The 26,111-nt window shown below is 59.7% G+C and carries 23 protein-coding genes; 22 read left to right on the plus strand and 1 reads right to left on the minus strand.

Annotation, left to right across the window (positions count from 1 at the left end; genetic code table 11):
* The first annotated feature begins 46 nt into the window (after positions 1-46).
* The 16 genes from rseP to ispD all read left to right on the plus strand — a co-directional run bounded on the left by rseP (position 47) and on the right by ispD (position 20,041).
* Positions 47-1,399, plus strand: a complete 1,353-nt coding sequence (gene rseP / locus ACSSVC_RS09745; protein ID WP_446438990.1) for a sigma E protease regulator RseP — start codon at positions 47-49, stop codon at positions 1,397-1,399.
* Positions 1,400-1,473: 74 nt separating this feature from the next.
* Positions 1,474-3,864: an outer membrane protein assembly factor BamA gene (bamA, locus tag ACSSVC_RS09750; protein ID WP_125062631.1), complete on the plus strand. Its 2,391-nt coding sequence runs from the start codon at positions 1,474-1,476 to the stop codon at positions 3,862-3,864.
* Positions 3,865-3,909: 45 nt separating this feature from the next.
* Positions 3,910-4,413: an OmpH/Skp family outer membrane protein gene (locus ACSSVC_RS09755; protein WP_102861373.1), complete on the plus strand. Its 504-nt coding sequence runs from the start codon at positions 3,910-3,912 to the stop codon at positions 4,411-4,413.
* Positions 4,414-4,416: 3 nt separating this feature from the next.
* Positions 4,417-5,472 (plus strand): UDP-3-O-(3-hydroxymyristoyl)glucosamine N-acyltransferase, encoded by a 1,056-nt coding sequence (lpxD, locus tag ACSSVC_RS09760; protein ID WP_346635919.1) that lies wholly within the window; start codon positions 4,417-4,419, stop codon positions 5,470-5,472.
* Positions 5,473-5,581: 109 nt separating this feature from the next.
* On the plus strand, positions 5,582-6,022 hold the full coding sequence (fabZ, locus tag ACSSVC_RS09765) for a 3-hydroxyacyl-ACP dehydratase FabZ (RefSeq protein WP_007924058.1): 441 nt from the start codon (positions 5,582-5,584) through the stop codon (positions 6,020-6,022).
* Positions 6,019-6,795: an acyl-ACP--UDP-N-acetylglucosamine O-acyltransferase gene (lpxA, locus tag ACSSVC_RS09770; protein ID WP_346635918.1), complete on the plus strand. Its 777-nt coding sequence runs from the start codon at positions 6,019-6,021 to the stop codon at positions 6,793-6,795. Before fabZ ends, lpxA begins: the two co-directional genes overlap by 4 nt.
* 2 nt (positions 6,796-6,797) lie before the next feature.
* A complete protein-coding gene (lpxB, locus tag ACSSVC_RS09775) occupies positions 6,798-7,928 on the plus strand; it encodes a lipid-A-disaccharide synthase (protein WP_404938339.1) in 1,131 nt (376 codons plus the stop codon).
* Between the two features lie 11 nt (positions 7,929-7,939).
* On the plus strand, positions 7,940-8,572 hold the full coding sequence (rnhB, locus tag ACSSVC_RS09780) for a ribonuclease HII (protein WP_102861377.1): 633 nt from the start codon (positions 7,940-7,942) through the stop codon (positions 8,570-8,572).
* Positions 8,573-8,641: 69 nt separating this feature from the next.
* A complete protein-coding gene (gene dnaE, locus ACSSVC_RS09785; protein WP_346635917.1) occupies positions 8,642-12,163 on the plus strand; it encodes a DNA polymerase III subunit alpha in 3,522 nt (1,173 codons plus the stop codon).
* Between the two features lie 139 nt (positions 12,164-12,302).
* Positions 12,303-13,250, plus strand: coding sequence for an acetyl-CoA carboxylase carboxyltransferase subunit alpha (locus ACSSVC_RS09790; protein ID WP_015634338.1), 948 nt, complete (start codon positions 12,303-12,305; stop codon positions 13,248-13,250).
* Positions 13,251-13,365: 115 nt separating this feature from the next.
* Positions 13,366-14,682: a tRNA lysidine(34) synthetase TilS gene (gene tilS, locus ACSSVC_RS09795; protein ID WP_346635916.1), complete on the plus strand. Its 1,317-nt coding sequence runs from the start codon at positions 13,366-13,368 to the stop codon at positions 14,680-14,682.
* A gap of 274 nt (positions 14,683-14,956) precedes the next feature.
* Positions 14,957-16,588: a CTP synthase gene (pyrG, locus tag ACSSVC_RS09800; protein ID WP_123727663.1), complete on the plus strand. Its 1,632-nt coding sequence runs from the start codon at positions 14,957-14,959 to the stop codon at positions 16,586-16,588.
* Positions 16,589-16,593: 5 nt separating this feature from the next.
* Positions 16,594-17,439, plus strand: coding sequence for a 3-deoxy-8-phosphooctulonate synthase (kdsA, locus tag ACSSVC_RS09805; protein WP_011059542.1), 846 nt, complete (start codon positions 16,594-16,596; stop codon positions 17,437-17,439).
* A gap of 157 nt (positions 17,440-17,596) precedes the next feature.
* Positions 17,597-18,886 carry a phosphopyruvate hydratase gene (eno, locus tag ACSSVC_RS09810; RefSeq protein ID WP_123727664.1) on the plus strand — a complete coding sequence of 430 codons (1,290 nt, stop codon included), beginning with the start codon at positions 17,597-17,599 and terminating at the stop codon, positions 18,884-18,886.
* A 172-nt stretch (positions 18,887-19,058) separates the two neighbouring features.
* Positions 19,059-19,337 carry a cell division protein FtsB gene (gene ftsB / locus ACSSVC_RS09815; protein ID WP_011059544.1) on the plus strand — a complete coding sequence of 93 codons (279 nt, stop codon included), beginning with the start codon at positions 19,059-19,061 and terminating at the stop codon, positions 19,335-19,337.
* The gene (gene ispD, locus ACSSVC_RS09820; protein WP_346635915.1) at positions 19,334-20,041 is read left to right on the plus strand and encodes a 2-C-methyl-D-erythritol 4-phosphate cytidylyltransferase; all 708 of its coding nucleotides are present in this window, start codon (positions 19,334-19,336) and stop codon (positions 20,039-20,041) included. The genes ftsB and ispD overlap by 4 nt, the downstream gene beginning before the upstream one ends.
* A 12-nt stretch (positions 20,042-20,053) precedes the next feature.
* Here ispD and ACSSVC_RS09825 read toward each other — a convergent pair whose 3' ends face one another.
* Positions 20,054-20,953 carry a LysR substrate-binding domain-containing protein gene (locus ACSSVC_RS09825; protein WP_346635914.1) on the minus strand — a complete coding sequence of 300 codons (900 nt, stop codon included), beginning with the start codon at positions 20,951-20,953 and terminating at the stop codon, positions 20,054-20,056.
* 104 nt (positions 20,954-21,057) lie between these two features.
* Between ACSSVC_RS09825 and ACSSVC_RS09830 the strand changes: the two genes are divergently transcribed.
* From ACSSVC_RS09830 to ACSSVC_RS09855, 6 genes are all read left to right on the plus strand, one after another.
* The gene (locus tag ACSSVC_RS09830) at positions 21,058-22,170 is read left to right on the plus strand and encodes an S-(hydroxymethyl)glutathione dehydrogenase/class III alcohol dehydrogenase (RefSeq protein WP_404938345.1); all 1,113 of its coding nucleotides are present in this window, start codon (positions 21,058-21,060) and stop codon (positions 22,168-22,170) included.
* Positions 22,171-22,253: 83 nt separating this feature from the next.
* Complete coding sequence (gene fghA / locus ACSSVC_RS09835) at positions 22,254-23,105, plus strand: S-formylglutathione hydrolase (protein WP_346635929.1); 852 nt, start codon at positions 22,254-22,256, stop codon at positions 23,103-23,105.
* A 52-nt stretch (positions 23,106-23,157) separates the two neighbouring features.
* Positions 23,158-23,631: a 2-C-methyl-D-erythritol 2,4-cyclodiphosphate synthase gene (gene ispF / locus ACSSVC_RS09840; RefSeq protein ID WP_123727669.1), complete on the plus strand. Its 474-nt coding sequence runs from the start codon at positions 23,158-23,160 to the stop codon at positions 23,629-23,631.
* The gene (gene truD / locus ACSSVC_RS09845) at positions 23,628-24,686 is read left to right on the plus strand and encodes a tRNA pseudouridine(13) synthase TruD (RefSeq protein ID WP_346635912.1); all 1,059 of its coding nucleotides are present in this window, start codon (positions 23,628-23,630) and stop codon (positions 24,684-24,686) included. Before ispF ends, truD begins: the two co-directional genes overlap by 4 nt.
* Positions 24,674-25,423, plus strand: a complete 750-nt coding sequence (gene surE / locus ACSSVC_RS09850; protein WP_102861388.1) for a 5'/3'-nucleotidase SurE — start codon at positions 24,674-24,676, stop codon at positions 25,421-25,423. Before truD ends, surE begins: the two co-directional genes overlap by 13 nt.
* A 41-nt stretch (positions 25,424-25,464) precedes the next feature.
* Positions 25,465-26,100 (plus strand): protein-L-isoaspartate(D-aspartate) O-methyltransferase, encoded by a 636-nt coding sequence (locus tag ACSSVC_RS09855; RefSeq protein WP_170001073.1) that lies wholly within the window; start codon positions 25,465-25,467, stop codon positions 26,098-26,100.
* Positions 26,101-26,111 lie beyond the last annotated feature (11 nt).

A 26,111-nucleotide genomic window follows, 5' to 3' on the forward strand; every position in this document is an offset into this window, starting at 1 on the left:
TTCGCGACCGGGCGAGTGGCGGCGAATAGGATTGCGGAGAAAGTAGATGAGCGCGCTCTATATGATTGTCGGCACCCTGGTAGCCCTGGGTGTGCTGGTCACCTTCCACGAATTCGGGCACTTCTGGGTCGCGCGTCGCTGTGGCGTCAAGGTGCTGCGTTTCTCCGTGGGCTTTGGCATGCCTTTGCTGCGCTGGCACGATCGCCGCGGTACCGAATTTGTGATCGCCGCCATCCCTCTGGGTGGCTATGTGAAAATGCTCGACGAGCGTGAAGGCGAAGTGGCCCTCGATGAGCTCGACCAGTCCTTCAATCGCAAGTCCGTACGCCAGCGTATCGCTATTGTTGCCGCTGGCCCGATCGCCAACTTCCTCCTCGCTCTGGTGTTCTTCTGGGCCCTGGCGATGCTGGGCAGCCAGCAGGTACGACCAGTCATCGGCGATGTCGAGGCGGGCAGTATCGCCGCCAAGGCTGGGCTCAGTGCCGGCGAGGAAATCGTTGCCATCGATGGTGAGCCGACTTCCGGCTGGGCGGCGGTGAATCTGCAGTTGGTGCGCCGTCTTGGTGAAAGTGGAACGCTGCAGGTGCAGGTGCGCGAGCGGGGTGCGACGGTTGATTCTCCTCGTCAATTGATGCTGGACAAGTGGCTCAAGGGCGCCGACGAGCCGGACCCGATCCGCTCTCTGGGGATTCGCCCATGGCGCCCGGCGCTGCCACCGGTGCTGGCTGAGCTCGATCCGAAAGGCCCGGCCCAGGCTGCCGGCCTGAAAACCGGCGATCGTCTGCTGGCGCTGGATGGGCAATCGCTCAATGACTGGCAGCAAGTGGTTGATTGGGTCCGTGTGCACCCTGATACGAAAATTGTGCTGCATGTCGAGCGCGATGGTGCTCAAATCGACGTCCCCGTGACCTTGGCCAGCCGCGGCGAAAGCAAAGCACCCAATGGCTACCTGGGGGCAGGGGTGAAAGCTGTCGACTGGCCAGCGGAGATGCTTCGCGAGGTCAGTTACGGCCCGCTGGAGGCGATTGGCGAAGGGGCCCGACGGACCTGGACCATGAGCGTCCTGACCCTCGAATCACTGAAGAAAATGTTGTTCGGCGAGCTCTCGGTAAAAAACTTGAGTGGACCGATAACCATTGCTAAAGTGGCGGGCGCTTCTGCCCAGTCGGGCATTGCTGATTTCTTGAATTTCCTTGCTTATCTGAGTATTAGCCTGGGTGTTCTGAATTTGTTGCCCATCCCGGTATTGGATGGGGGGCATTTGTTGTTTTATCTGATCGAGTGGGCGCGTGGTCGTCCCTTGTCGGATCGGGTGCAAGGTTGGGGGATACAGATCGGTATCAGCTTGGTGGTCGGAGTCATGCTGCTTGCTCTGGTCAACGATCTGGGTCGTCTGTAACGCTTCGCTGAATTGCGAATCTGCCGCATTTTGCGGCAGTTTGTTTATTGCCAGTTGGAATAAGAAAGGACTTCATGAAACGTCTGCTGCTAACTGCGGTTCTCACCGTATTGATGATCGCCGAAGTTCACGCCGAGTCCTTCACTATCTCCGATATCCGCGTCAACGGCCTTCAGCGCGTTTCCGCGGGTAGCGTCTTTGGTGCCTTGCCGTTGAACGTCGGCGAGCAGGCGGACGACCGTCGCCTGGTGGAATCCACTCGTGCGCTGTTCAAAACCGGCTTCTTTCAAGACATCCAGCTGGGCCGCGATGGCAACGTCCTGGTCATCACGGTAGTCGAACGGCCGTCGGTTGCCAGTATCGAGATCGAAGGCAACAAGGCGATCTCTACTGACGACCTGATGAAAGGACTCAAGCAGTCCGGCCTGGCGGAAGGTGAAATCTTCCAGCGTGCGACCCTTGAAGGCGTGCGTAACGAGCTGCAGCGTCAATATGTCGCTCAGGGCCGTTACTCGGCCACCGTTGAAACCGAAGTCGTGCCGCAGCCACGTAACCGGGTTGGCCTGAAGGTCAAGATCAACGAAGGCACAGTCGCAGCCATCCAGCACATCAACGTGGTAGGCAACACCGTCTTCCCCGATGAGGACCTGATCGGCCTGTTCGAACTCAAGACCACCAACTGGCTGTCGTTCTTCAAGAACGACGACAAGTACGCCCGTGAAAAACTCTCCGGTGACCTGGAGCGTCTGCGTTCCTACTATCTGGATCGTGGCTATATCAACATGGATATCGCTTCGACCCAGGTGTCCATCACTCCGGACAAGAAGCACGTCTACATCACCGTCAACGTCAACGAAGGCGAAAAATACAGCGTTCGTGACGTGAAGCTCAGCGGTGACCTGAAAGTCCCTGAAGATCAAGTCAAGGCGCTGTTGCTGGTGGAGAAGGGCCAGGTGTTCTCGCGCAAGCTGATGACCACCACTTCCGAACTGATCACTCGTCGTCTGGGTAACGAGGGCTACACCTTCGCCAACGTCAACGGCGTGCCTCAGCCTCATGATGAAGACCACACCGTGGACATCACCTTTGTGGTGGACCCGGGCAAGCGTGCCTACGTCAATCGCATCAACTTCCGCGGCAATACCAAGTCCGAAGACGAAGTGCTGCGTCGTGAGATGCGCCAGATGGAAGGCGGCTGGGCTTCGACCTACCTGATTGACCAGTCCAAGACCCGTCTTGAGCGTCTGGGCTTCTTCAAGGAAGTCAACGTCGAGACCCCGGCTGTACCGGGTGTTGATGACCAGGTTGATGTGAACTACGCGGTTGAAGAGCAGGCTTCCGGTTCGATCACCGCCAGCGTTGGTTTTGCCCAGAGCGCCGGTCTGATCCTCGGTGGTTCGATCACCCAGAACAACTTCCTGGGTACCGGTAACAAGGTCAGCATTGGCCTGACCCGCAGTGAATACCAGAGCCGCTACAACTTCGGCTACGTTGACCCCTACTGGACCGCCGATGGCGTGAGCCTGGGTTACAACGCTTTCTATCGCACCACTGACTACAAAGACCTCGATGTCGACGTGGCCAGCTATGCGGTGGACAGCCTCGGTGCTGGCGTCAGCGTGGGCTATCCGATCAGTGAGACTTCGCGTCTGACCTTCGGCCTGACTGCGCAGCAGGACAAGATCAAGACCGGCCTGTACACCGTCGACGAAATTTTCGACTTCGTGAACAAGCAGGGCGACAGCTACCTCAACTTCAAGGCGTCGGCCGGCTGGTCCGAGTCGACTCTGAACAAAGGTGTACTGGCCACTCGTGGTCACTCGCAAAGCCTGGTTCTGGAAACCACTACTCCAGGTAGCGATCTGTCGTTCTTCAAGCTCGACTACCGTGGCCAGTTGTTCACTCCGCTGAGTGAGAACTACACCATGCGCTTCCATACCGAACTGGGTTATGGCGACGGCTTTGGTGATACCAAGGGCTTGCCGTTCTACGAGAACTACTATGCTGGTGGTTTCAACTCGGTACGTGGCTTCAAGGACAGTACGCTGGGGCCGCGCAGTACTCCTAGTCGTGGTGCTGGTGTAACCGGTAACGTCGGTACGGCTGCCGACCCAGACCAGGATCCACTGCCATTCGGCGGTAACGTATTGATCCAGGGTGGTGCCGAGTTGCTGTTCCCACTGCCTTTCGTCAAGGATCAACGCTCGCTGCGTACCTCCTTGTTCTGGGATGTGGGTAACGTCTTCAACTCTCGCTGTGAAAGCACGTCCAACACCATTGCGGCGTCGAATGTGAAAACGCAGTGCAACGATATCAGCCTGAGCAATCTGGCCAGTTCGGTGGGTGTTGGTGTGACTTGGGTCACTGCTCTGGGGCCATTGAGCTTTGCCCTGGCGATGCCGATCAAGAAACCGGATGACGCTGAAACTCAGGTGTTCCAATTCTCTCTCGGTCAGACTTTCTAAGAGCTTGACCCAAGATAACGACAATGGATTTTGTAGGGGTGCATCGTGCGTAAGTTGACTCAATTGGTTCTCCTGGCCTCCGTACTGGTCGCGAGCCCGGCATTCGCCGAAATGAAAATCGCTGTTCTGAACTATCAGATGGCGCTGCTGGAATCCGATGCGGCCAAGAAGTACGCAGTGGATGCCGAGAAGAAATTCGGTCCGCAACTGACCAAGCTGAAAACCCTGGAAAGCAGTGCCAAGGGGATTCAGGACCGCCTGGTTGCCGGTGGCGACAAAATGCAGCAAGGCGAGCGTGAGCGTCTGGAGCTCGAGTTCAAGCAAAAGGCTCGGGATTTCCAGTTCCAGTCCAAGGAGCTGAACGAAGCCAAGGCTGTTGCTGACCGTGAAATGCTCAAGCAACTGAAGCCGAAGCTGGACAGCGCCGTTGAAGAAGTCATCAAGAAAGGTGCTTTCGACCTGGTTTTCGAGCGTGGCGCAGTGATCGATGTCAAGCCTCAGTACGACATCACCCGCCAGGTTATCGAGCGCATGAATCAGCTGAAGTAAGCCATGACCGCGACCATAAAACTCGGCCAGTTGGCCGAGTTCCTCGGCGCCACCCTGAGTGGTGACCCGGAGAAGGAAATCACTGGGCTAGCCACCTTGCAGGAGGCTGGCCCAGCTCAGTTGAGCTTTTTGGCAAATCCGCAATATCGCAAGTACCTGGTGGACTGCCAGGCCGGCGCGGTATTGCTGAAGGCCGCTGATGCAGAGGCTTATGCCGGCGATGCATTGGTGGTGGCCGATCCTTATCTGTCCTACGCCCGTATTTCCCATCTGTTCGATCCCAAGCCCAAGGCGCCAGTGGGTATTCATCCGTCTGCGGTGATTGCCGCCGATGCACTGGTGGACCCGGCGGCCAGCGTTGGCCCGTTTGCAGTGATCGAGAGCGGTGTGCGGATTGCGGCCGGAGTGACCATCGGTGCCCACTGCTTTATCGGTGCCCGCTGCGAAATCGGCGAAGGCGGCTGGCTGGCCCCGCGGGTGACCCTGTACCACGACGTGCGTATCGGCAAGCGGGTAGTCATCCAGTCGGGTGCGGTGCTCGGCGGTGAAGGCTTCGGCTTCGCCAATGAGAAAGGCATCTGGCAGAAGATCGCGCAGATTGGCGGTGTGACCATCGGTGACGATGTGGAAATCGGCGTCAATACGGCGATTGACCGCGGCGCCCTGGCCGATACCGTCATCGGTAACGGCGTGAAGCTGGATAACCAGATTCAGATTGCCCACAACGTCCAGGTCGGTGATCACACTGCCATGGCTGCTTGTGTGGGAATTTCCGGCAGCACCAAGATCGGCAAGCACTGTATGCTCGCCGGCGGTGTGGGCCTGGTAGGGCACATCGAGATTTGTGACAACGTATTCCTCACTGGAATGACCATGGTGACCCACTCGATTACCGAGCCGGGCGCTTACTCTTCCGGTACGGCCATGCAACCTGCTGCCGAGTGGCGCAAAAGCGCGGCACGCATCCGTCAGCTCGATGACCTTGCGCGGCGTTTGCGCCAGTTGGAAAAGCGCGTTGGGGACGTGACCCCTGACGGCAATGCTTCATCAGATGGCTGATACCATTTCCATATCAAGTGTGCACAGCCGCTAGACTGCCTCCTTGATTTGCTAGAGGGGCGTGCGTTAGTCGCGCGCTCCCACTCTTTACTACAGGCTTCCCCCCGAAATGATGGACATCAACGAGATTCGCGAATACTTGCCTCACCGTTACCCTTTCCTGTTGGTGGATCGGGTAGTGGATCTGGATGTCGAGGGCAAGTGCATTCGTGCCTACAAGAATGTCAGCATCAACGAACCATTCTTCAATGGTCACTTCCCAGCGCATCCGATCATGCCGGGCGTGCTGATTATCGAGGCCATGGCGCAGGCTGCGGGCATTCTCGGTTTCAAGATGCTCGACGTGAAGCCAGCCGACGGCACCCTTTATTACTTCGTCGGCTCCGACAAGCTGCGTTTCCGTCAGCCTGTGCTGCCGGGTGACCAGCTGATTCTTGAAGCCAAGTTCATCAGCTGCAAGCGCCAGATCTGGAAGTTCGAGTGCCAGGCGTCGGTAGACGGCAAGCCTGTCTGCTCCGCTGAAATCATCTGTGCGGAACGCAAACTATGAGTTTGATTGACCCTCGCGCAATCATCGATCCGACGGCCGTCCTGGCCGACGACGTTGAGGTTGGCCCGTGGTCGATCGTCGGCGCTGGTGTGGAAATCGGCGAGGGTACAGTGATCGGGCCCCATGTGATTCTCAAGGGCCCTACCCGGATCGGTAAGCACAACCGCATCTACCAGTTTTCCTCGGTAGGTGAGGACACGCCTGATCTCAAGTACAAGGGCGAGGAAACCCGCCTGGTTATCGGTGACCACAATGTGATCCGCGAAGGCGTGACCATTCACCGTGGCACTGTCCAGGACCGTGCCGAAACCACCCTGGGCGATCACAACCTGATCATGGCCTATGCCCACATTGGCCATGACAGTGTCATTGGCAACCACTGCATCCTGGTCAACAACACTGCGTTGGCCGGGCATGTGCACGTGGATGACTGGGCGATTCTCTCCGGCTTCACCCTGGTGCATCAGTACTGCCATATCGGCGCCCACAGCTTCTCCGGCATGGGCACGGCCATAGGCAAGGATGTGCCGGCATTCGTCACGGTGTTCGGCAACCCTGCCGAAGCCCGCAGCATGAACTTCGAAGGCATGCGCCGTCGTGGCTTCAGCGAAGATGCAATCCATGCACTGCGTCGCGCCTACAAGACGGTCTATCGTCAAGGGCTGACGGTGGAGCAGGCCTTGGCCGAGCTGGCCGAGCCAGCTGTACAGTTCCCCGAAGTCGCGGTCTTTCGTGACTCGATCCAGTCTTCGACTCGCGGCATCACCCGTTAATCATGAACACTCTGCGTATTGCGCTGGTGGCTGGCGAAGCCTCCGGCGACATTCTCGGCGCCGGTTTGATGCGGGCCCTCAAGGCTCAGCACCCGGCTGTCGAATTCATGGGCGTCGGCGGTCCGCTGATGGAGGCCGAAGGCCTCACTTCCTACTTTCCCATGGAGCGCCTGGCGGTCATGGGGCTGGTGGAGGTTCTCGGGCGCCTGCGTGAACTGTTGGCTCGGCGCAAGAAGCTGATCCAGACCCTGATCGCTGAAAAGCCGGATGTGTTCATCGGTATCGATGCCCCGGATTTCACCCTGAATATCGAACTCAAGCTGCGTCAGGCCGGGATCAAGACGGTGCACTACGTCAGCCCGTCGGTCTGGGCCTGGCGGCAGAAACGGGTACTGAAGATTCGCGAAGGCTGCGATCTGATGCTGACCCTGTTTCCCTTCGAGGCCCGCTTCTATGAAGAGAAGGGCGTACCGGTGAAGTTTGTCGGCCACTCGCTGGCCGATGCCATTCCGCTGCAAGCCGATCGCGCTGCAGCGCGTGTGGAGCTGGGCTTGCCTGACGGTCCGCTGGTGGCCTTGATGCCCGGCAGCCGTGGCGGCGAAGTAGGGCGCCTGGGTGCCTTGTTCCTCGATGCCGCCCAGCGGTTGCGAGCCATGCGCCCCGGCGTGCGCTTCATCATGCCGTGTGCCAGCGCGGAACGTCGGGTCCAGCTGGAAGAGTTGCTGGCCAGTCGTGACCTGCCGCTGACCTTGCTCGATGGTCAGTCCCACAAGGCCCTGGCCGCTTGTGATGCGGTGTTGATCGCCTCCGGTACCGCGACTCTGGAAGCCTTGCTCTACAAACGTCCTATGGTAGTGGCCTATCGCCTGGCGCCGCTGACCTTCTGGATTCTCAAGCGCATGGTCAAGAGTCCGTATATTTCCTTGCCGAACTTGCTGGCTCAGCGTTTGCTGGTGCCTGAGTTGCTGCAGGACGACGCCACTGCCGAGGCCCTGGCTCAGACGCTGTCGCCGCTGATCGATGGCGGTGAAGAGCAGACCCGCGGCTTTGACGAGATCCACCGAACCTTGCGCCGTGATGCGTCCAACCAGGCCGCACAAGCGGTGCTTGGGCTGATCGGCAAAACCCTGTGAGTAATTCAAAGATGCAGATGGGCCTGGATTTCACCCTGGTGGCGGATGCCGAGGACCTGGTGGCCGGTGTCGACGAAGTCGGCCGTGGCCCCTTGTGCGGGGCGGTTGTCACTGCTGCGGTGATTCTTGATCCACAACGGCCGATTCTCGGCCTCAACGACTCGAAGAAGCTCACTGAGGCCCGCCGCGAGAAGCTGTTCGACGAAATCTGCGAAAAGGCCCTGAGCTGGTGTATTGCTCGGGCTGAAGTCGAAGAGATCGACGAACTGAACATCCTGCATGCCACCATGCTGGCGATGCAGCGAGCGGTGGAGGGCCTGAGCGTGACGCCGAAGCTGGCGATGATCGATGGCAACCGTTGCCCGAAGCTGGCGATGCCGGCCGAAGCGGTGGTCAAGGGCGATAGCAAGGTTCCGGCGATCGCTGCAGCGTCGATTCTGGCCAAGGTCAGCCGCGACCGGGAAATGGCCGCTTTCGAGCTGATCTACCCGGGTTACGGTATTGGTGGCCACAAGGGTTATCCGACGCCGGTGCATCTGGAAGCCCTGGCCCGCCTGGGGCCGACGCCGATTCACCGGCGTTCCTTCGCCCCTGTGCGGCAAGCTTATGAAGCCCGTGAGGCGCAGGGCGAGATTCAGTCCTGAGGCTGATGTTTTAGTCGGGGCCCGGTACAATCCGGGCCTTGTTGTTTTCGCGCTTATTACAGGATCACTATGCCGGCTTCATTCGTTCACCTGCGCCTGCACACTGAATACTCCCTGGTCGACGGTCTGGTGCGGATCAAGCCGCTGGTCAAGGCCCTCACCGGCATGGGCATGCCTGCGGTGGCGGTCACCGACCAGAACAACATGTGCTCTCTGGTCAAGTTCTACAAAAACAGCATGGGCGCCGGGATCAAGCCGATCTGCGGTGCCGACCTGTGGTTGTCGAACAAGGACCCGGATAACCCCCTGAGTCGCATCAGTCTGCTGGTGATGAACGCCATGGGTTATCGCAACCTCACCGAACTGATTTCCCGCGGCTTTATCGATGGTCAGCGCAACGGCCAGATCATCATCGAGCGTGAGTGGGTGGCGGAGGCCGCAGAAGGCCTGATCATGCTCTCGGCGGCCAAGGAGGGCGAGATCGGCATGGCCCTCATCGCCGGTGACCTTGAGGTCGCTGAAACCCTGGCTCGGGAGTGGATGGCAGTCTTCCCGGACCGTTTCTACCTCGAAGTGCAACGTACCAATCGGCCCAATGACGAAGAGCAACTGCACGCCGCGGTGGCCCTGGCAGACAAGATCGGTGCGCCGCTGGTGGCCACCAACGATGTGCGCTTTATCAAGCAGGAAGACTTCGAAGCCCACGAAACCCGAGTCTGCATCGGTGAAGGTCGGGCCCTGGACGATCCGCGTCGCTCGAAGAATTACAGCGACCAGCAGTACCTCAAGAGCGCCGAGGAAATGGCCGAGCTGTTCAGCGACCTGCCCGAGGCGCTGGAAAACACGGTTGAGATCGCCAAGCGCTGCAATATCGAGGTCAAGCTGGGCAAGCACTTCCTGCCCGACTATCCCATTCCCGATGGCATGACCATCGATGAGTACTTCCGTAAGGTTTCCTTCGACGGCCTGGACGAGCGCCTTAGCGTGCTGCTGCCCAAGGACACCACCGAAGACTACGAAGCCAAGCGCCAGGTCTACGTCGACCGGTTGAATTTCGAGCTGGATATCATCATCCAGATGGGGTTCCCCGGTTACTTCCTGATCGTTATGGACTTTATCCAGTGGGCCAAGAGCAACGGCGTTCCGGTAGGCCCTGGCCGGGGGTCGGGTGCCGGCTCCCTGGTGGCCTACGTGCAGAAGATCACCGACCTGGACCCGTTGGAATACGACCTGCTGTTCGAACGTTTCCTTAACCCGGAACGGGTTTCCATGCCCGACTTCGACGTCGACTTCTGCATGGACGGTCGCGACCGGGTGATCGACTACGTGGCCGAAAAGTACGGTCGCAATGCGGTAAGCCAGATCATCACCTTCGGTTCCATGGCGGCCAAGGCGGTGGTGCGCGACGTGGCGCGGGTTCAGGGCAAGTCCTACGGCCTGGCCGACCGTCTGTCGAAGATGATTCCCTTCGAAGTCGGCATGACCCTGGAAAAAGCCTACGAGCAGGAAGAGATCCTGCGGGACTTCATCAAGGTCGATGAAGAAGCGGCGGAAATCTGGGAGATGGCGCGCAAGCTTGAGGGCGTGGTGCGTAACGTCGGTAAACACGCCGGTGGTGTGGTAATTGCTCCGACCAAACTCACTGACTTCTCGCCGATCTATTGCGATGAAGAGGGCGGCGGCCTGGTTACCCAGTTCGACAAGGATGACGTCGAGGCTGCTGGCCTGGTGAAGTTCGACTTCCTCGGTCTGCGAACCCTGACCATCATCGACTGGGCACTGAAAACCATTAACCGCGACCGCGCCAAGGTTGGCGAGGAACCGCTGGATATCGCCTTTATCCCGCTGGACGACAAGCCGACCTATAGCCTGTTGCAGAAAGCTGAAACCACCGCGGTGTTCCAGCTTGAATCCCGGGGCATGAAGGAGCTGATCAAGAAGCTCAAGCCCGACTGTCTGGAAGACTTGATCGCACTGGTGGCCCTGTTCCGTCCGGGGCCGCTGCAATCGGGCATGGTGGATGACTTCATCAACCGTAAACACGGGCGCGCCGAGCTGGCCTATCCGCACCCGGACTATCAGTACGACGGCCTGCAGCCGGTATTGGCGCCGACCTACGGCATTATCCTGTACCAGGAACAGGTGATGCAGATCGCCCAGGTCATGGCCGGTTATACCCTCGGCGGTGCGGACATGCTGCGTCGAGCCATGGGTAAGAAAAAACCCGAGGAAATGGCCAAGCAGCGTGGCGGTTTCATTGAGGGTTGCGCCAGCAACAACATCGATGCCGACCTCGCGGGCAACATCTTCGACCTGGTGGAAAAGTTCGCCGGTTACGGTTTCAACAAATCTCACTCCGCCGCCTACGGCCTGGTGTCCTACCAGACCGCCTGGCTCAAGGCTCACTACCCGGCGCCATTCATGGCGGCGGTACTGTCTGCGGATATGCACAACACCGACAAGGTCGTGACCTTGATCGAGGAAGTGCGGACCATGAAGCTGCGCCTCGATGCGCCAGACGTGAACACTTCCGAGTTCAAGTTCACGGTGAACGATGAAGGTCGCATCGTGTATGGCCTGGGCGCGATCAAGGGCGTGGGCGAGGGACCGGTGGAAGCTATCACCGAAGCCCGTGAGGGAGGTCCCTTCAAGGATCTGTTTGATTTCTGCGCCCGAGTCGACCTCAAGCGCATTAATAAACGTACCCTGGATGGTCTGATTCGCAGTGGTGCTCTGGACCGTCTTGGCCCGCATTTCTTCGATGAGCCCAAGGCGTATCAGGCCAACATCGACCAGAACCGCGCGGTGTTGCTGGCAGCCATGGAAGAGGCGATCAAGGCGGCGGAGCAAACTGCCCGTACCCACGACAGTGGCCACTCCGACCTGTTCGGTGGTGTGTTTGTCGAGGAAGACGCCGATGTTTATGCCAATCATCGCAAGGCCAAGGAACTGACCCTCAAGGAGCGCCTGAAGGGTGAGAAAGATACCCTCGGCCTGTACCTGACCGGGCACCCGATCGATGAATATGAAGGCGAGATCCGCCGCTTCGCCCGTCAGCGCATCATTGACCTGAAACCGGCCCGGGATACCCAGACGGTGGCGGGCATGATCATTGCCCTGCGGGTGATGAAGAACAAAAAGGGCGACAAGATGGGTTTCATCACCCTCGACGACCGTTCGGGACGGATCGAGGCCTCCTTGTTTGCCGACGCTTTCCACTCGGCGCAGTCGCTGTTGCAGACCGACGCCATGGTGGTAGTGGAGGGCGAGGTCAGCAACGATGACTTCTCCGGCGGCCTGCGCCTGCGGGTCAAGCGGGTAATGAGCATGGAGGATGCGCGGACCAACCTGGCGGAAAGTCTGCGCCTGAAAGTTCATACTGATGCCCTCAAGGGCGATCAGCTACGCTGGCTGGGGGACTTGTTCAAGCGCCACCGCGGTGCGTGCCCGATTACCATGGAGTACACCCGTAACGATGCCAAGGCCTTGCTGCAGTTTGGCGAGAACTGGCGGATCGACCCGGCAGACAGCTTGATTCAAGCCCTGCGTGACCAGTTCGGGCGAGACAACGTCTTCCTCCAATACCGTTGACGGTGAGGTGCCATCATTGCGCCTCATCGCCACTTGAATTTTTAATCTCGACCTCAACGCGTCCGTCCCTTAAGGTAGGGCGCGAATAGACAACCGGCCGGCCCAAGCCCCCTTGGACGTCGAGCCCAGACGGACGCCTATGAACCCGAATTTTCTTGATTTCGAACAGCCGATCGCCGACCTGCAAGCCAAGATCGAAGAGTTGCGCTTGGTCGGTAATGACAATTCGCTGAATATCGGCGATGAGATTTCCCGCCTGCAGGACAAGAGCAATACCCTGACCGAAGACATCTTCGGCAAGCTCACCAGCTGGCAGATCGCACGTCTGGCGCGGCACCCGCGTCGTCCGTACACCCTGGATTACATCCAGCACATCTTCACCGAGTTCGACGAGCTGCATGGCGATCGCCACTTCTCTGACGACGCCGCGATCGTCGGCGGCGTTGCTCGCCTGGACGAGCAGCCGGTGATGATCATCGGTCACCAAAAGGGCCGCGAAGTGCGCGAGAAGGTCCGCCGCAACTTCGGCATGCCGCGTCCGGAAGGCTACCGCAAGGCCTGCCGCCTGATGGAAATGGCCGAGCGCTTCAAGATGCCGATCCTGACCTTCATCGACACCCCGGGCGCTTATCCGGGTATCGACGCTGAAGAGCGCAACCAGAGCGAAGCCATTGCCTGGAACCTGCGAGTCATGGCGCGCCTGAAGACTCCGATCATCGCCACCGTGATCGGTGAAGGTGGTTCTGGCGGTGCCTTGGCCATTGGCGTTTGCGACCAACTGAACATGCTGCAGTACTCCACTTACGCGGTGATCTCGCCGGAAGGCTGTGCCTCGATCCTGTGGAAAACCTCGGAAAAGGCCGCTGATGCCGCCGAAGCAATGGGTATCACCGCCGAGCGCCTGAAAGGCCTGGGGATTGTCGACAAGGTCATCGGCGAGCCATTGGGCGGCGCCCATCGTGATCCAGCCGCCGCGGCTGCCTCGATCCGTGCCGAACTCAGCTCGCAGCTGGCAATGCTCAAGGAAATGGACAACGACACCCTGTTGGCTCGTCGTTATGACCGCCTGATGAGCTACGGTCTCTGATCGAGCGCTGCTCCCCCTTGTAGGGGTACGCTTGCTCGCGACCCAGGCGCCGCAGTCTTTAAGATTGCGGCGTCGTCCTTTCTCGCGCACATGCTCCTACAGGGCTTGAAGCTCAATGAATTCTCTCTCCGCCAAACTTCTAAAAAGCCTGGCGCCCTGGCGTGAAGCCGCCCATTGGCGTATCGCCTTCTCCGGTGGACTTGATTCCACCGTCCTGCTGCATCTTCTTGTCGATCTGGCGCAACAACATCGCCTTCCACGGCTCACGGCTGTGCACGTTCATCACGGGCTGCAAACGGCGGCGGATGCTTGGCCGGCCCACTGTCGGGCGGTCTGCGATGCTCTGGGTGTGCCGTTGCAGGTGATTCATGTCCAGGTAAAGGCCGGTGCCAGTCTCGAAGGGGCTGCCCGGGAGGCACGTTATGGGGCGTTCGAGCGCTTGAACGCTGCCAACGAGTTGCTGCTGATGGCGCAGCATCGTGACGATCAGGCCGAAACCCTGTTGTTTCGACTGTTGCGCGGTGCCGGCGTCAGGGGGCTGTCGGCAATGCCGGAAAGCCGACCTTTGGGCGCAGGGCACCTGCTGCGGCCTTTGCTTGGCGTATCCCGTGCCGAACTTGAACGTTATGCCGCTGAGCATTGCCTGAGCTGGGTCCAGGACCCTTCAAATGCCGATCATCAATATTCGCGCAATTATCTGCGGCATCAGGTGATGCCGTCGCTGCTTGCTCGCTGGCCTCAGGCCGCGACCAGCATGAGCCGCAGCGCCGCCCACCTGAGAGAAGCGCAGGGCCTGCTCGATGAGTTGGCGATGATGGATCTGGCGACAGCCGAGGTGGAAAGCGACTTTCCCTGGCTGGACTTGCCGTCACTGGCTCTTGCTCCTCTGCAGCAGTTGTCCCCGGCCCGGCAGCGCAATGCCTTGAGCCATTGGTTGAGCAAACTTGGCCGTTTGCCGGATACCGATCATTGGACCGGCTGGGAGAACCTGCGGGATGCCAGCGCCGAGGCGCGCCCGCAATGGCGTCTGGCCGATGGCGAAGTGCATCGCGCGGGAGGGCGGATCTGGTGGCTTTCCGGCGCCTGGTTGCGGCCGGTGAAGAGTGGGATCGAATGGCCGGACCCGGGGAGTCCGTTGCAGTTGCCGGACAATGGCCGGGTGTTTTTCGTCGGACCGGCGCCACGGGGTCCGTTGCACATCCGTTACCGGCAGGGTGGGGAAGTCATGCAGGTGGCAGGACGTGGTCATCGTGACCTGAAGCGTCTGCTCAATGAAGCCGGACTACCAAGCTTCGTCCGTGGCAGATTGCCGCTGCTGTATCAGGATGAGCGGCTGCTGACGTTGGCAAACTTGCCGGAGCCCGGCGCAAAGCCCCAGGCAGGCTGGCAATTGTATTGGCGACCACTGACTAGCGATCAAGGTTTGAGCTGAAAGGGGCTTTCCGGTAGACTACGCTCCCTTCTTGATACAACTTCTGTGGATTCGCCTGAATTGCAGGAGTTGCCGATTACCAAGCAGTCTTTGCTGGGCGATTCCAAAAAATGTGTAGCGAGCAACCTACCGGTGTTTTTGCATCCGGTCTGTCACCACGCGGCGGTTTTTTTGAAAGGTGCACTGTGATTAATGCAGGTGATCGGGGGCTTCGGCCTTCCTTCGCTTTCCCCGGCGGCACTGACCGCTTTAACGCAGACTTCTAGGGTTTTTCATGACGCGCTACATATTCGTCACGGGCGGTGTTGTTTCTTCATTGGGGAAAGGCATTGCCTCGGCTTCATTGGCGGCCATCCTGGAGGCGCGGGGGCTTAAGGTCACCATGCTCAAGCTGGACCCGTACATCAACGTCGACCCGGGCACCATGAGCCCGTTCCAGCACGGTGAAGTGTTCGTCACCCACGACGGCGCCGAGACCGACCTGGACCTGGGCCACTACGAGCGGTTCATCCGCACGACCATGACCCAGAACAACAACTTCACCACCGGCCGCGTGTACGAGCACGTGCTGCGCAAGGAACGCCGTGGTGATTACCTGGGCGCCACCATCCAGGTGATTCCGCACATCACCGACGAGATCAAGCGTCGCATCATCAAGGGCGCTGGCGATGCCGACGTGGCCCTGGTGGAAATCGGCGGTACCGTGGGCGACATCGAGTCGCAACCGTTCCTCGAAGCTATCCGCCAACTGCGGGTCGAAGTCGGCTCCAAGCGCGCGATGCTGATGCACCTGACCCTGGTTCCGTACATCGCCACCGCTGGCGAGACCAAGACCAAGCCGACCCAGCACTCGGTGAAGGAACTGCGCTCCATCGGTCTGCAGCCTGACGTGCTGATCTGCCGCTCCGACCATCCGGTGGATGTGTCCTCGCGTCGCAAGATTGCCTTGTTCACCAACGTTGAAGAGCGTGCGGTGATCTCCCTGGAAGACGTCGACACCATCTACAAGATCCCAGCCGTGCTGCACGCTCAGGGTCTGGACGATTTCGTCGTCGAGCGTTTCGGCCTGCAATGCAACGGCGCCGATCTGTCCGAGTGGGAAAAGGTGGTGGACGCCAAGCTCAACCCTGAACACGAAGTCACCATCGCCATGGTCGGCAAGTACATGGAGCTGCTGGACGCCTATAAGTCGCTGATCGAAGCGATGAGTCACGCCGGCATCACCAACCGCACCAAGGTCAACCTGCGCTACATCGATTCCGAAGACATCGAGAACCAGGGCACCGCGCTGCTGGAAGGCGTCGACGCGATCCTGGTTCCTGGCGGCTTCGGTCTGCGTGGCGTGGAAGGCAAGATCACCGCCGTGCAATACGCTCGCGAGAACAAGGTGCCGTACCTGGGGATCTGCCTGGGCATGCAAGTGGCGGTTATCGAGTTCGCCCGTAACGTCATGGGTTGGAAAGATGCCAACTCCACCGAGTTCGATCGCACCAGCGGTCATCCAGTGGTCGGCCTGATCACCGAGTGGGAAGACGCCACCGGCGCCGTCGAAGTGCGTACTGAAGCTTCCGACCTGGGCGGCACCATGCGCCTGGGCGCTCAGGACTGCCTTCTGGAGCCGGGCTCCAAGGTCCACGACTGCTACGCCAAGGACGTGATCATCGAACGTCACCGTCACCGTTATGAAGTGAACAACAAGCTGTTGCCGCAACTGATCGAGGCGGGCCTGAAGATTTCCGGTCGCTCCGGCGACGGCGCGCTGGTTGAAGTGGTCGAGGCTGCGGATCATCCATGGTTCGTCGCTTGCCAGTTCCACCCTGAGTTCACCTCGACGCCACGTGACGGTCACCCATTGTTCAGCGGTTTCGTCAAAGCTGCATTGGCTCAACACCAGAAGAAGGCTTGAACCTGATGGCGCAGAAGATCATCCGCGTAGGCAACATCGAGATCGCCAACGACAAGCCGATGGTGCTGTTCGGCGGTATGAACGTGCTGGAAAGCCGCGACATGGCGATGCAGGTCTGTGAAGAGTACGTACGGGTTACCGAGAAGCTCGGTATTCCCTACGTGTTCAAGGCCAGTTTCGACAAGGCCAACCGTTCGTCGGTGACCTCTTACCGTGGCCCCGGCCTGGAAGAGGGCATGCGGATTTTCGAAGATGTGAAGCAGGCCTTTGGCGTGCCGATCATCACCGACGTCCACGAGCCGGCCCAGGCCGCGGTGGTCGCCGAAGTCTGCGACATCATCCAACTGCCGGCGTTTCTCTCGCGGCAGACCGACCTGGTGGTGGCCATGGCCAAGACCGGCGCGGTGATCAACATCAAGAAGGCCCAGTTCCTCGCGCCTCAGGAAATGAAACACATCCTGAGCAAGTGCGAAGAGGCGGGTAATGATCAGTTGATTCTCTGCGAGCGCGGTTCCAGCTTCGGTTACAACAACCTGGTGGTGGACATGCTCGGCTTCGGCATCATGAAGCAGTTCGAATACCCGGTATTCTTCGACGTGACCCATGCCCTGCAAATGCCGGGCGGTCGCGCCGATTCTGCTGGCGGTCGCCGGGCCCAGGTCACCGACCTGGCCAAGGCCGGCATGAGCCAGTCCCTGGCTGGCCTGTTCCTGGAAGCCCACCCGGATCCGGACAACGCCAAGTGCGACGGCCCTTGCGCTCTGCGTCTGGACAAGCTCGAGCCGTTCCTGGCTCAGCTCAAGGCTCTGGACGAACTGGTCAAGAGTTTCCCCACGGTAGAAACCGCGTAAAACCGGCGACTTCCTCTGTAGGAGCCGGCTTGCCGGCGAAGGTGTCCTCGCGGACCCGTTCGCCGGCAAGCCGGCTCCTACAAGAATGCAATTTGACCCACAAGTTATAAATCGAGCGGTACTCAGCGTTTTCGTCAACTTTGGAGTGTTTACAACAATGGCAAAAATCGTCGACATCAAAGGTCGTGAAGTTCTCGACTCCCGTGGCAATCCCACCGTCGAAGCGGACGTGCTTCTCGATAACGGCATCATCGGCAGTGCTTGCGCGCCGTCCGGTGCTTCCACCGGCTCGCGCGAAGCGCTGGAGCTGCGTGATGGCGACAAGAGCCGTTACCTGGGCAAGGGTGTGCTCAAGGCGGTAGCCAACATCAACGGTCCGATCCGCGACCTGTTGCTGGGTAAAGACCCGATCGACCAGAAGGCGCTGGATCAGGCGATGATCAAGCTCGACGGTACTGAGAACAAGGCCACCCTGGGCGCCAACGCGATCCTCGCCGTGTCCCTGGCCGCTGCCAAGGCTGCCGCTCAGGACCAGGACCTGCCGCTGTATGCTCACATCGCCAACCTCAATGGCACCCCAGGCGTCTACTCGATGCCGGTTCCGATGATGAACATCATCAACGGTGGCGAGCACGCTGATAACAACGTCGACATCCAGGAGTTCATGGTGCAGCCGGTCGGCGCCAAGTCCTTCTCGGAAGGTCTGCGCATGGGCACCGAGATTTTCCATCACCTCAAAGCCGTGCTGAAGGCCCGTGGCCTGAACACCGCTGTGGGCGATGAAGGTGGTTTCGCACCCAACCTGGCTTCCAACGAAGACGCGCTGAAAGTCATCTCCGAAGCCGTGGCCAACGCCGGTTACACTCTGGGCACTGACGTGACCCTGGCCCTGGACTGCGCCGCCAGCGAGTTCTACGAAGACGGTAAATACAACCTGTCCGGCGAAGGCCAGGTGTTCACCGCCGAAGGTTTCGCCGAGTACCTGAAAGGTCTGACTCAGCGCTACCCGATCATCTCCATCGAAGATGGCCTGGACGAGTCCGACTGGGCTGGCTGGAAAATCCTTACCGACAAGATCGGCGAGAAAGTGCAACTGGTGGGTGACGACCTGTTCGTGACCAACACCAAGATCCTGAAAGAAGGCATCGACAAGAAGATCGCCAACTCGATCCTGATCAAGTTCAACCAGATCGGCACCCTGACCGAAACCCTGGAAGCCATCCAGATGGCCAAGGCTGCCGGTTACACTGCCGTGATCTCCCACCGCTCCGGTGAAACCGAAGATTCGACCATCGCCGACCTGGCTGTGGGCACCTCGGCTGGCCAGATCAAGACCGGCTCCCTGTGCCGTTCCGACCGCGTATCCAAGTACAACCAATTGCTGCGTATCGAAGAGCAATTGAATGGCAAGGCCAAGTACAACGGTCGCAGCGAGTTTCGCGGCTAAGCCGTAGATGGTAAAAAGACACCGGATTGTGTCGGGAAAATCGCTACAGCGAGTTTTTTGCCACTAATCTGATGCCTTAAGAGTACAAGCCTGGGTCTTCCAGGCTTCGTGCTATCAGTAGGTTCGAAGTTGTTGGCATGGCTGTCTTTTTTCACTGGATACCCGATATTCGATGCGCAGTCCCAATTGGTTGTTCCTGGTCTTGCTCTTGCTGCTGGCTGGCTTGCAGTACCGCCTGTGGGTGGGGAATGGCAGCTTGGCCCAGGTAGCTGACCTGACTCAGCAGATTGCCGACCAGCACGCTGAAAACGAGCGTTTGCTGGAGCGAAATCGCGTACTCGATGCGGAAGTCATGGAGTTGAAGAAGGGCATGGAGACCGTTGAAGAACGGGCTCGCCATGAGTTGGGCATGGTCAAGGAGGGTGAAACCCTCTACCAGTTGGCCCAATGAGCGATAGATTGCCGGCCTTCTGGGCCGTGATTCCTGCCGCGGGCGTCGGTGCCCGTATGGCCGCGGACCGTCCCAAGCAATACTTGCAATTGGGCGGACGCACTATTCTCGAACACAGCCTCGGCTGTTTCCTCGACCATCCTGGCCTCAAGGGGCTGGTGGTCAGCCTGGCGCTTGACGATCCTTACTGGCCAGCCCTGGCCTGTGCCCATGACTCGCGGATTCAGCGGGTCGAAGGTGGCGCCGAGCGTTCCGGGTCGGTACTCAATGCCTTGCTTCATCTGCATGCTCAGGGCGCGGCCGATGAGGATTGGGTTCTGGTCCACGATGCCGCACGACCGAACCTGTCTCGCGATGACTTGGACAAGCTGCTGGGCGAGCTGGCGGACGATCCTGTAGGCGGCCTGCTGGCGGTGCCGGCCCGTGACACCCTGAAGCGGATCGACAAGCACGGACGGGTGCTGGAAACCGTGGACCGCAGTCTGATCTGGCAGGCCTACACACCGCAGATGTTCCGCCTTGGCGCCTTGCATCGCGCCCTGGCCGACAGCCTGGTAGCGGATGTAGCCATCACCGATGAAGCATCGGCAATGGAATGGGCCGGCCAGGCACCACGCCTGATCGAAGGGCGCTCCGACAACCTCAAGGTCACTCGTCCCGAAGACCTGGAGTGGCTGCGTCAGCGCTGGTCCAATCGGCGCTGATCCGTACTGTGGCTACAGGCCCCGGTATTCCGGGCGTTCGGCCAGGCCTTGCTTTAGATAATCCACCAACTTGCGCACTTTTGGCGACAGGTGCCGTTGCTGCGGATACAGGGCCCAGACGGCGGTATTGGGCGGCTGATGGGCTTCCAGCAGGGAGATCAAGGTGCCGTTCTGCAGGTGCTCCAGAACGTAGTAGTCCGGCAGTTGGCACAGTCCGACGCCTTGCAAGGCCGCATCCAGTACGGCCTGACCGCTGTTGCAGCGCCAGTTGCCCTGTACCCGCTGTGAGAACTCGCGCCCATCCAGCTCCAATTGCCAGATATCCGAACTGCCGATCAGGCAATTATGACGGCTCAGTTCCGACAGGCTATGGGGGCGCCCGTAGCGCTCCAGATAGGAGGGCGAGGCGCACAGGTACATGCGTCGCGGTGCCAAGCGAGTGGCCACCAGGCGTGAGTCCTGCAGCCGCCCGAGCCGAATGGCCAGGTCGAGTCCTTCGTGCACCAGATCCAGAGGGCGGTTGCTCAACTCGATGTCCACCCGTAATTGCGGGTAAAGCCCCATGAAACGGGTCACCAGCGGCACGATAAAACGCTCGCCATAGGCCACGGCGCAGGTCATGCGCAGCATGCCCTTGGGCTCGCTGGCCAGGTCCCCTACGGCCCGCAGCGCTTCTTCGCGGCCGTCCTGCAGGCGTTGGCAATGCTGGAGAAAGGTCTGTCCGGCCTCGGTCAGGGTGACTCGGCGGGTACTGCGATACAGCAGACGCGTCTGCAGGCGCTCTTCGAGGCGCACCACCTGACGGCTGATATGGGAGGAGGACACTCCCAGGCGCTCGGCAGCGGCGGTGAACTGGCTGCATTCGGCTACTGCAACAAACTCGTCGATGCCTTCCCAACGGTTTTCACTCATTGATTATCCCTGTACGGCAATAATGTTTTGCTTTTACCTGGATTATTCATCGCATTGCGCTGTTTTACACTCACCTCCTCGTTTTTATTCGCTGGAGAGTCAGGATGATCAAGTCACGTGCTGCCGTAGCCTTCGAGGCCAAGAAGCCCCTGGAAATCGTCGAAGTGGATGTCGCCATGCCCAAGGCTGGCGAGGTACTGCTGCGGGTGGTTGCTTCCGGCGTCTGCCATACCGATGCCTACACCTTGTCCGGTGCTGACCCGGAAGGCATCTTTCCGGCGATTCTCGGCCATGAAGGTGGTGCAGTGGTGGAGGCGGTGGGCGAGGGTGTGACCTCGGTCGCCGTCGGTGATCATGTGATCCCGCTGTACACCCCGGAATGTGGCAAGTGCAAATTCTGTCTTTCTGGCAAGACCAACCTCTGTCAGGCAATTCGCGCTACCCAGGGCAAAGGCCTGATGCCTGATGGCACTAGCCGTTTTTCCTACAAGGGCCAGCCTATTTTCCACTACATGGGTACTTCGACGTTCTCCGAGTACACCGTGCTGCCGGAAATTTCCGTGGCCAAGATCCCCAAGGAAGCGCCTCTGGAGAAGGTCTGCCTGCTGGGTTGCGGCGTAACCACCGGTATCGGTGCGGTGATCAACACCGCCAAGGTCAAGGCTGGTGACACCGTGGCTATCTTTGGCCTGGGCGGTATCGGCCTGTCGGCGGTGATTGGTGCGGTCAAAGCCAAGGCTGGGCGCATCATTGCCATCGATATCAACCCGGCCAAGTTCGAGATCGCCAAGCAATTGGGCGCCACCGACTGCGTCAATCCGAAGGATTTCGACCGTCCGATCCAGGAGGTCATCGTCGACATGACTGACGGCGGCGTGGATTTTTCCTTCGAATGCATCGGCAACGTACAACTCATGCGCGCCGCGCTTGAGTGCTGCCACAAAGGCTGGGGCGAATCGGTGATCATCGGTGTGGCCGGTGCCGGCCAGGAAATTTCGACCCGTCCCTTCCAACTGGTGACCGGCCGCGTCTGGCGCGGTTCGGCATTCGGTGGCGTGCGTGGCCGCAGCGAGCTGCCAAGCTACGTGGAAATGTCCCAGACCGGCGAGATCCCTCTAGATACCTTCATTACCCACACCATGGGTCTGGAAGACATCAACAAGGCATTCGACTTGATGCACGAAGGCAAGAGCATTCGTTCCGTCATTCATTTCTAAAAGCAGCGGCAAGCCGTGAGTGACAAGCGGCAAACGGGAAGCACCTGTTTGTGGCTCGAAGCGTGCGGCTTGTGGCTGGGGAGATTGCCATGAGTCTGGAAAACCTTTCCTGCCAGAAGAGCTTCGGCGGCTGGCACAAACGGTACAAACATCATTCTCAGGTGTTGGGCTGCGACATGGTGTTCGCTGTGTACCTACCGCCGCAGGCCGAACAGGGCGGCAAGCTGCCAGTGCTGTATTGGCTGTCCGGCCTGACCTGCACCGACGAGAACTTCATGCACAAGGCCGGTGCCCAGCGCATGGCTGCGGAACTCGGGCTGATTATCGTCGCTCCCGACACCAGCCCTCGTGGGGCCGGCGTCCCTGGCGATCCGGAGGGCGCCTGGGACTTCGGCCTGGGAGCGGGCTTCTACCTGAATGCCACCCAGGAGCCCTGGGCTCAGCACTACCGCATGCATGACTATGTGGTGGACGAGTTGCCAGCGTTGGTGGAAGCACACTTTCCTGCGTCGCAAAAACGCGGTATCAGCGGGCACTCCATGGGCGGGCACGGGGCATTGGTCTGTGCACTGCGTAATCCTGGTCGTTATCAGTCGGTGTCGGCTTTCGCTCCCATCAGTAATCCCATGGATTGTCCTTGGGGGCAGAAAGCCTTTTCCCGATATCTGGGAGAGGAGCGCTCTCGATGGCGCGAATGGGACGCGAGCGTGCTGCTTGCAGATGCCGGGGAGAAGCTTGCGTTGCTGGTGGACCAAGGGGATCGTGATGACTTCCTTGCGACCCAACTCAAGCCCGAAGTGTTACAGCAGGCGGCAAAGAATGCCGGTCATGAACTGACGTTGCGTTTGCAACCGGGTTACGACCATAGCTACTTTTTCATCGCCAGCTTCATAGACGACCACTTGCAGCACCATGCACGTGCTCTTAACGCCTAATGCCTGCCAAAGCAGGTAGAATCACGCCCTGACTTTTTCGGGGCGTTTTTTTATGCGTATTGGCCACGGCTACGATGTGCACCGTTTCGCTGAAGGCGACTTCATCACTTTGGGTGGTGTGCGTATCGCCCATCATTCTGGGTTGCTCGCCCATTCTGACGGTGACGTGTTGTTGCATGCACTCAGTGATGCCCTGCTGGGCGCCGCGGCGCTAGGGGATATCGGCAAGCATTTTCCGGACACCGATCCGCAATTCAAAGGTGCCGACAGCCGTGTTCTGCTGCGTCACGTTGTCGCGTTGATCCATGCCAAGGGCTGGAGGATCGGCAACGTCGACAATACCATCGTCGCCCAGGCACCGAAGATGGCGCCTCATATCGAAACCATGCGGGCCTTGATCGCCGAGGACCTGCAAGTCGAACTGGATCAAGTGAACGTGAAGGCAACCACCACCGAAAAACTCGGTTTCGTTGGCCGCGAGGAAGGTATTGCGGTGCATTCCGTGGCCTTGTTGCTGCGCCCATGAATGAACTGCAACTGTTAGGCCCGCGGGCCTATGGCGAGGCCTTGGGCAGCGCCGTACTCAAAGCTACTGCCGAAGACTTTCAAGTCGATGAGGTGCTGGATATCCCGCTGAGCGGTGAGGGCGAGCACCTGTGGCTGTGGGTGGAAAAGCGTGGCTTGAACACCGAGGAGGCGGCACGCCGGATCGCCAAGGCGGCCGGTGTGCCATTGCGCACCGTCAGTTACGCCGGGCTCAAGGATCGACAGGCGCTGACTCGTCAGTGGTTTAGTGTGCAGTTGCCCGGTAAGGCCGATCCCGATCTTGGCGCCGCGGAAAACCACACCCTGAAAATCCTCAAGGCCACCCGCCACAAGCGCAAATTGCAGCGTGGTGCCCATGCGGCCAATGGTTTTACCCTGCGTTTGACAGAGCTCAAGGCGGATCAGGCGGCTATCGATGAGCGTTTGAAACGGATCGCCCAGCAGGGGATCCCCAACTACTTCGGGGCTCAGCGTTTCGGTCATGGCGGTGGCAATCTGGTGGATGCCCGTGACTGGGCGTCCCGTCAGGCCCTGCCGGAGCAGCGCAATGTGCGTTCGCGGTTGTTGTCCACGGCCCGTAGCTACCTGTTCAATCAGGTGCTGGCGGCGCGAGTGGCGGACGGCAGCTGGCAGCAGGCGCAAGTGGGTGATCTGCTGGCGTTTACCGACAGTCGCAGCTTTTTCATGGCCGGGCAGGCCGAATGCTCGGACCCGCGCCTGGCGATTCTCGACTTGCATCCCACTGGCCCTTTGTGGGGCGAGGGCGAGTCTCCTGCGGCTGGTGCAACCCATGATCGCGAGCAAGAGCTTGCAGGCGCTGAGTCGGCACTGTGCGATTGGTTGATAAAAGCCGGCATGAGCCATGAACGACGCATTCTGCGGCTGCCCATTGGCGGTTTGACGTGGCATTATCCCGAGCCTGACATTCTGCAACTGGAATTCGTCCTCCCGGCCGGGTGTTTCGCCACCGCATTGGTGCGTGAACTCGTCGATCTGGTGCCGGTGGGGCAGACGGACAGCTCATGCGTATTCTGATTTCTAACGATGATGGGGTAACTGCACCCGGTATCGCTGCGCTGCATGCTGCGCTGGCGGATTACGCCGAGTGTGTGGTTATCGCACCGGATCAAGACAAAAGCGGCGCCAGCAGTTCGCTGACGCTCGACCGTCCGTTGCATCCGCATACCCTCGGCAATGGCTTCATCAGCATCAACGGCACACCGACCGACTGTGTTCACCTGGGGCTTAATGGCCTGTTGGAGCATGAGCCGGACATGGTGGTGTCGGGGATCAATCTGGGGGCCAACCTGGGTGATGACGTGCTGTATTCCGGAACGGTCGCCGCTGCGCTTGAAGGCCGTTTCCTGCAGCGCCCGGCGATTGCCTTTTCGCTGGTGTCGCGGCAGGTAGAAAACCTCGCCACCGCAGCCCATTTCGCGCGCAAGCTGGTGCAGGCTCAGGGCTTGCTGGATTTGCCACCACGGACGGTGTTGAACGTGAATATTCCCAACCTGCCGCTTGATCATATCCGTGGCATACAACTGACCCGCCTGGGCCATCGCGCGCGCGCGGCGGCACCCATGAAGGTCGTCGATCCCCGTGGCAAGTCGGGTTACTGGATTGCCGCCGCAGGGGACGCCGAAGATGGTGGTCCGGGTACTGACTTTCACGCGGTCATGCAAGGTTATGTGTCGATCACGCCGTTGCAGTTGGATCGCACCTTCAATGAAGCGTTCAGGAGTCTGGACGGCTGGTTGGAGGGGCTGCGCTGATGGCTCGTGAGCAAGACGATTTGCTGCGACGGGGAATCGGCATGACTTCCCAGCGTACCCGCGAGCGCCTGATCCAACGGCTTTACGATGAGGGCCTGTCCAATCCCCAGGTATTGGAGGTCATTCGTCGCACGCCACGGCATCTCTTCGTTGATGAAGCTCTGGCTCACCGTGCCTATGAAGACACGGCACTGCCCATCGGCCATAACCAGACTATCTCCCAGCCTTATATGGTGGCTCGCATGAGCGAGCTGCTGCTGGCGGCAGGTCCGCTGGACAAAGTGCTGGAGATCGGTACCGGCTCCGGCTACCAGACGGCGGTGCTGTCGCAGCTGGTGGAGAGGGTGTTTTCGGTAGAGCGGATCAAGGTCCTGCAGGATCGGGCCAAGGAGCGCCTGCAGGAACTGAACCTGCGTAATGTGGTGTTCCGCTGGGGCGATGGCTGGGAGGGCTGGCCAGCGTTGGCGCCTTACAACGGCATCATCGTCACCGCCGTTGCCACCGATATTCCTCAGGCACTGCTGGATCAACTGGCGCCTGGTGGGCGCCTGGTGATTCCTGTGGGTGCCGGAGAAGTGCAGCAGTTGATGCTGATCATTCGTGAAGAACATGGCTTTGCCCGACATGTCCTGGGCGCGGTACGGTTTGTGCCTTTGCTCAATGGGCCATTGGCCTGAGCATTTATCGA

The organism is Pseudomonas sp. E1BtOHC1 (assembly GCF_058744285.1).

Excerpts from the sequence above, each read along its gene's own strand:
- rseP (WP_446438990.1), top strand. The coding sequence starts at position 47 with ATGAGCGCGCTCTATATGATTGTCGGCACCCTGGTAGCCCTGGGTGTG.
- bamA (WP_125062631.1), top strand. The coding sequence starts at position 1,474 with ATGAAACGTCTGCTGCTAACTGCGGTTCTCACCGTATTGATGATCGCC.
- lpxD (WP_346635919.1), top strand. The coding sequence starts at position 4,417 with ATGACCGCGACCATAAAACTCGGCCAGTTGGCCGAGTTCCTCGGCGCC.
- fabZ (WP_007924058.1), top strand. The coding sequence starts at position 5,582 with ATGATGGACATCAACGAGATTCGCGAATACTTGCCTCACCGTTACCCT.
- lpxA (WP_346635918.1), top strand. The coding sequence starts at position 6,019 with ATGAGTTTGATTGACCCTCGCGCAATCATCGATCCGACGGCCGTCCTG.
- lpxB (WP_404938339.1), top strand. The coding sequence starts at position 6,798 with ATGAACACTCTGCGTATTGCGCTGGTGGCTGGCGAAGCCTCCGGCGAC.
- rnhB (WP_102861377.1), top strand. The coding sequence starts at position 7,940 with ATGCAGATGGGCCTGGATTTCACCCTGGTGGCGGATGCCGAGGACCTG.
- dnaE (WP_346635917.1), top strand. The coding sequence starts at position 8,642 with ATGCCGGCTTCATTCGTTCACCTGCGCCTGCACACTGAATACTCCCTG.
- ACSSVC_RS09790 (WP_015634338.1), top strand. The coding sequence starts at position 12,303 with ATGAACCCGAATTTTCTTGATTTCGAACAGCCGATCGCCGACCTGCAA.
- tilS (WP_346635916.1), top strand. The coding sequence starts at position 13,366 with ATGAATTCTCTCTCCGCCAAACTTCTAAAAAGCCTGGCGCCCTGGCGT.
- pyrG (WP_123727663.1), top strand. The coding sequence starts at position 14,957 with ATGACGCGCTACATATTCGTCACGGGCGGTGTTGTTTCTTCATTGGGG.
- kdsA (WP_011059542.1), top strand. The coding sequence starts at position 16,594 with ATGGCGCAGAAGATCATCCGCGTAGGCAACATCGAGATCGCCAACGAC.
- eno (WP_123727664.1), top strand. The coding sequence starts at position 17,597 with ATGGCAAAAATCGTCGACATCAAAGGTCGTGAAGTTCTCGACTCCCGT.
- ftsB (WP_011059544.1), top strand. The coding sequence starts at position 19,059 with ATGCGCAGTCCCAATTGGTTGTTCCTGGTCTTGCTCTTGCTGCTGGCT.
- ispD (WP_346635915.1), top strand. The coding sequence starts at position 19,334 with ATGAGCGATAGATTGCCGGCCTTCTGGGCCGTGATTCCTGCCGCGGGC.
- ACSSVC_RS09825 (WP_346635914.1), bottom strand. The coding sequence starts at position 20,953 with ATGAGTGAAAACCGTTGGGAAGGCATCGACGAGTTTGTTGCAGTAGCC.
- ACSSVC_RS09830 (WP_404938345.1), top strand. The coding sequence starts at position 21,058 with ATGATCAAGTCACGTGCTGCCGTAGCCTTCGAGGCCAAGAAGCCCCTG.
- ispF (WP_123727669.1), top strand. The coding sequence starts at position 23,158 with ATGCGTATTGGCCACGGCTACGATGTGCACCGTTTCGCTGAAGGCGAC.
- truD (WP_346635912.1), top strand. The coding sequence starts at position 23,628 with ATGAATGAACTGCAACTGTTAGGCCCGCGGGCCTATGGCGAGGCCTTG.
- surE (WP_102861388.1), top strand. The coding sequence starts at position 24,674 with ATGCGTATTCTGATTTCTAACGATGATGGGGTAACTGCACCCGGTATC.
- ACSSVC_RS09855 (WP_170001073.1), top strand. The coding sequence starts at position 25,465 with ATGACTTCCCAGCGTACCCGCGAGCGCCTGATCCAACGGCTTTACGAT.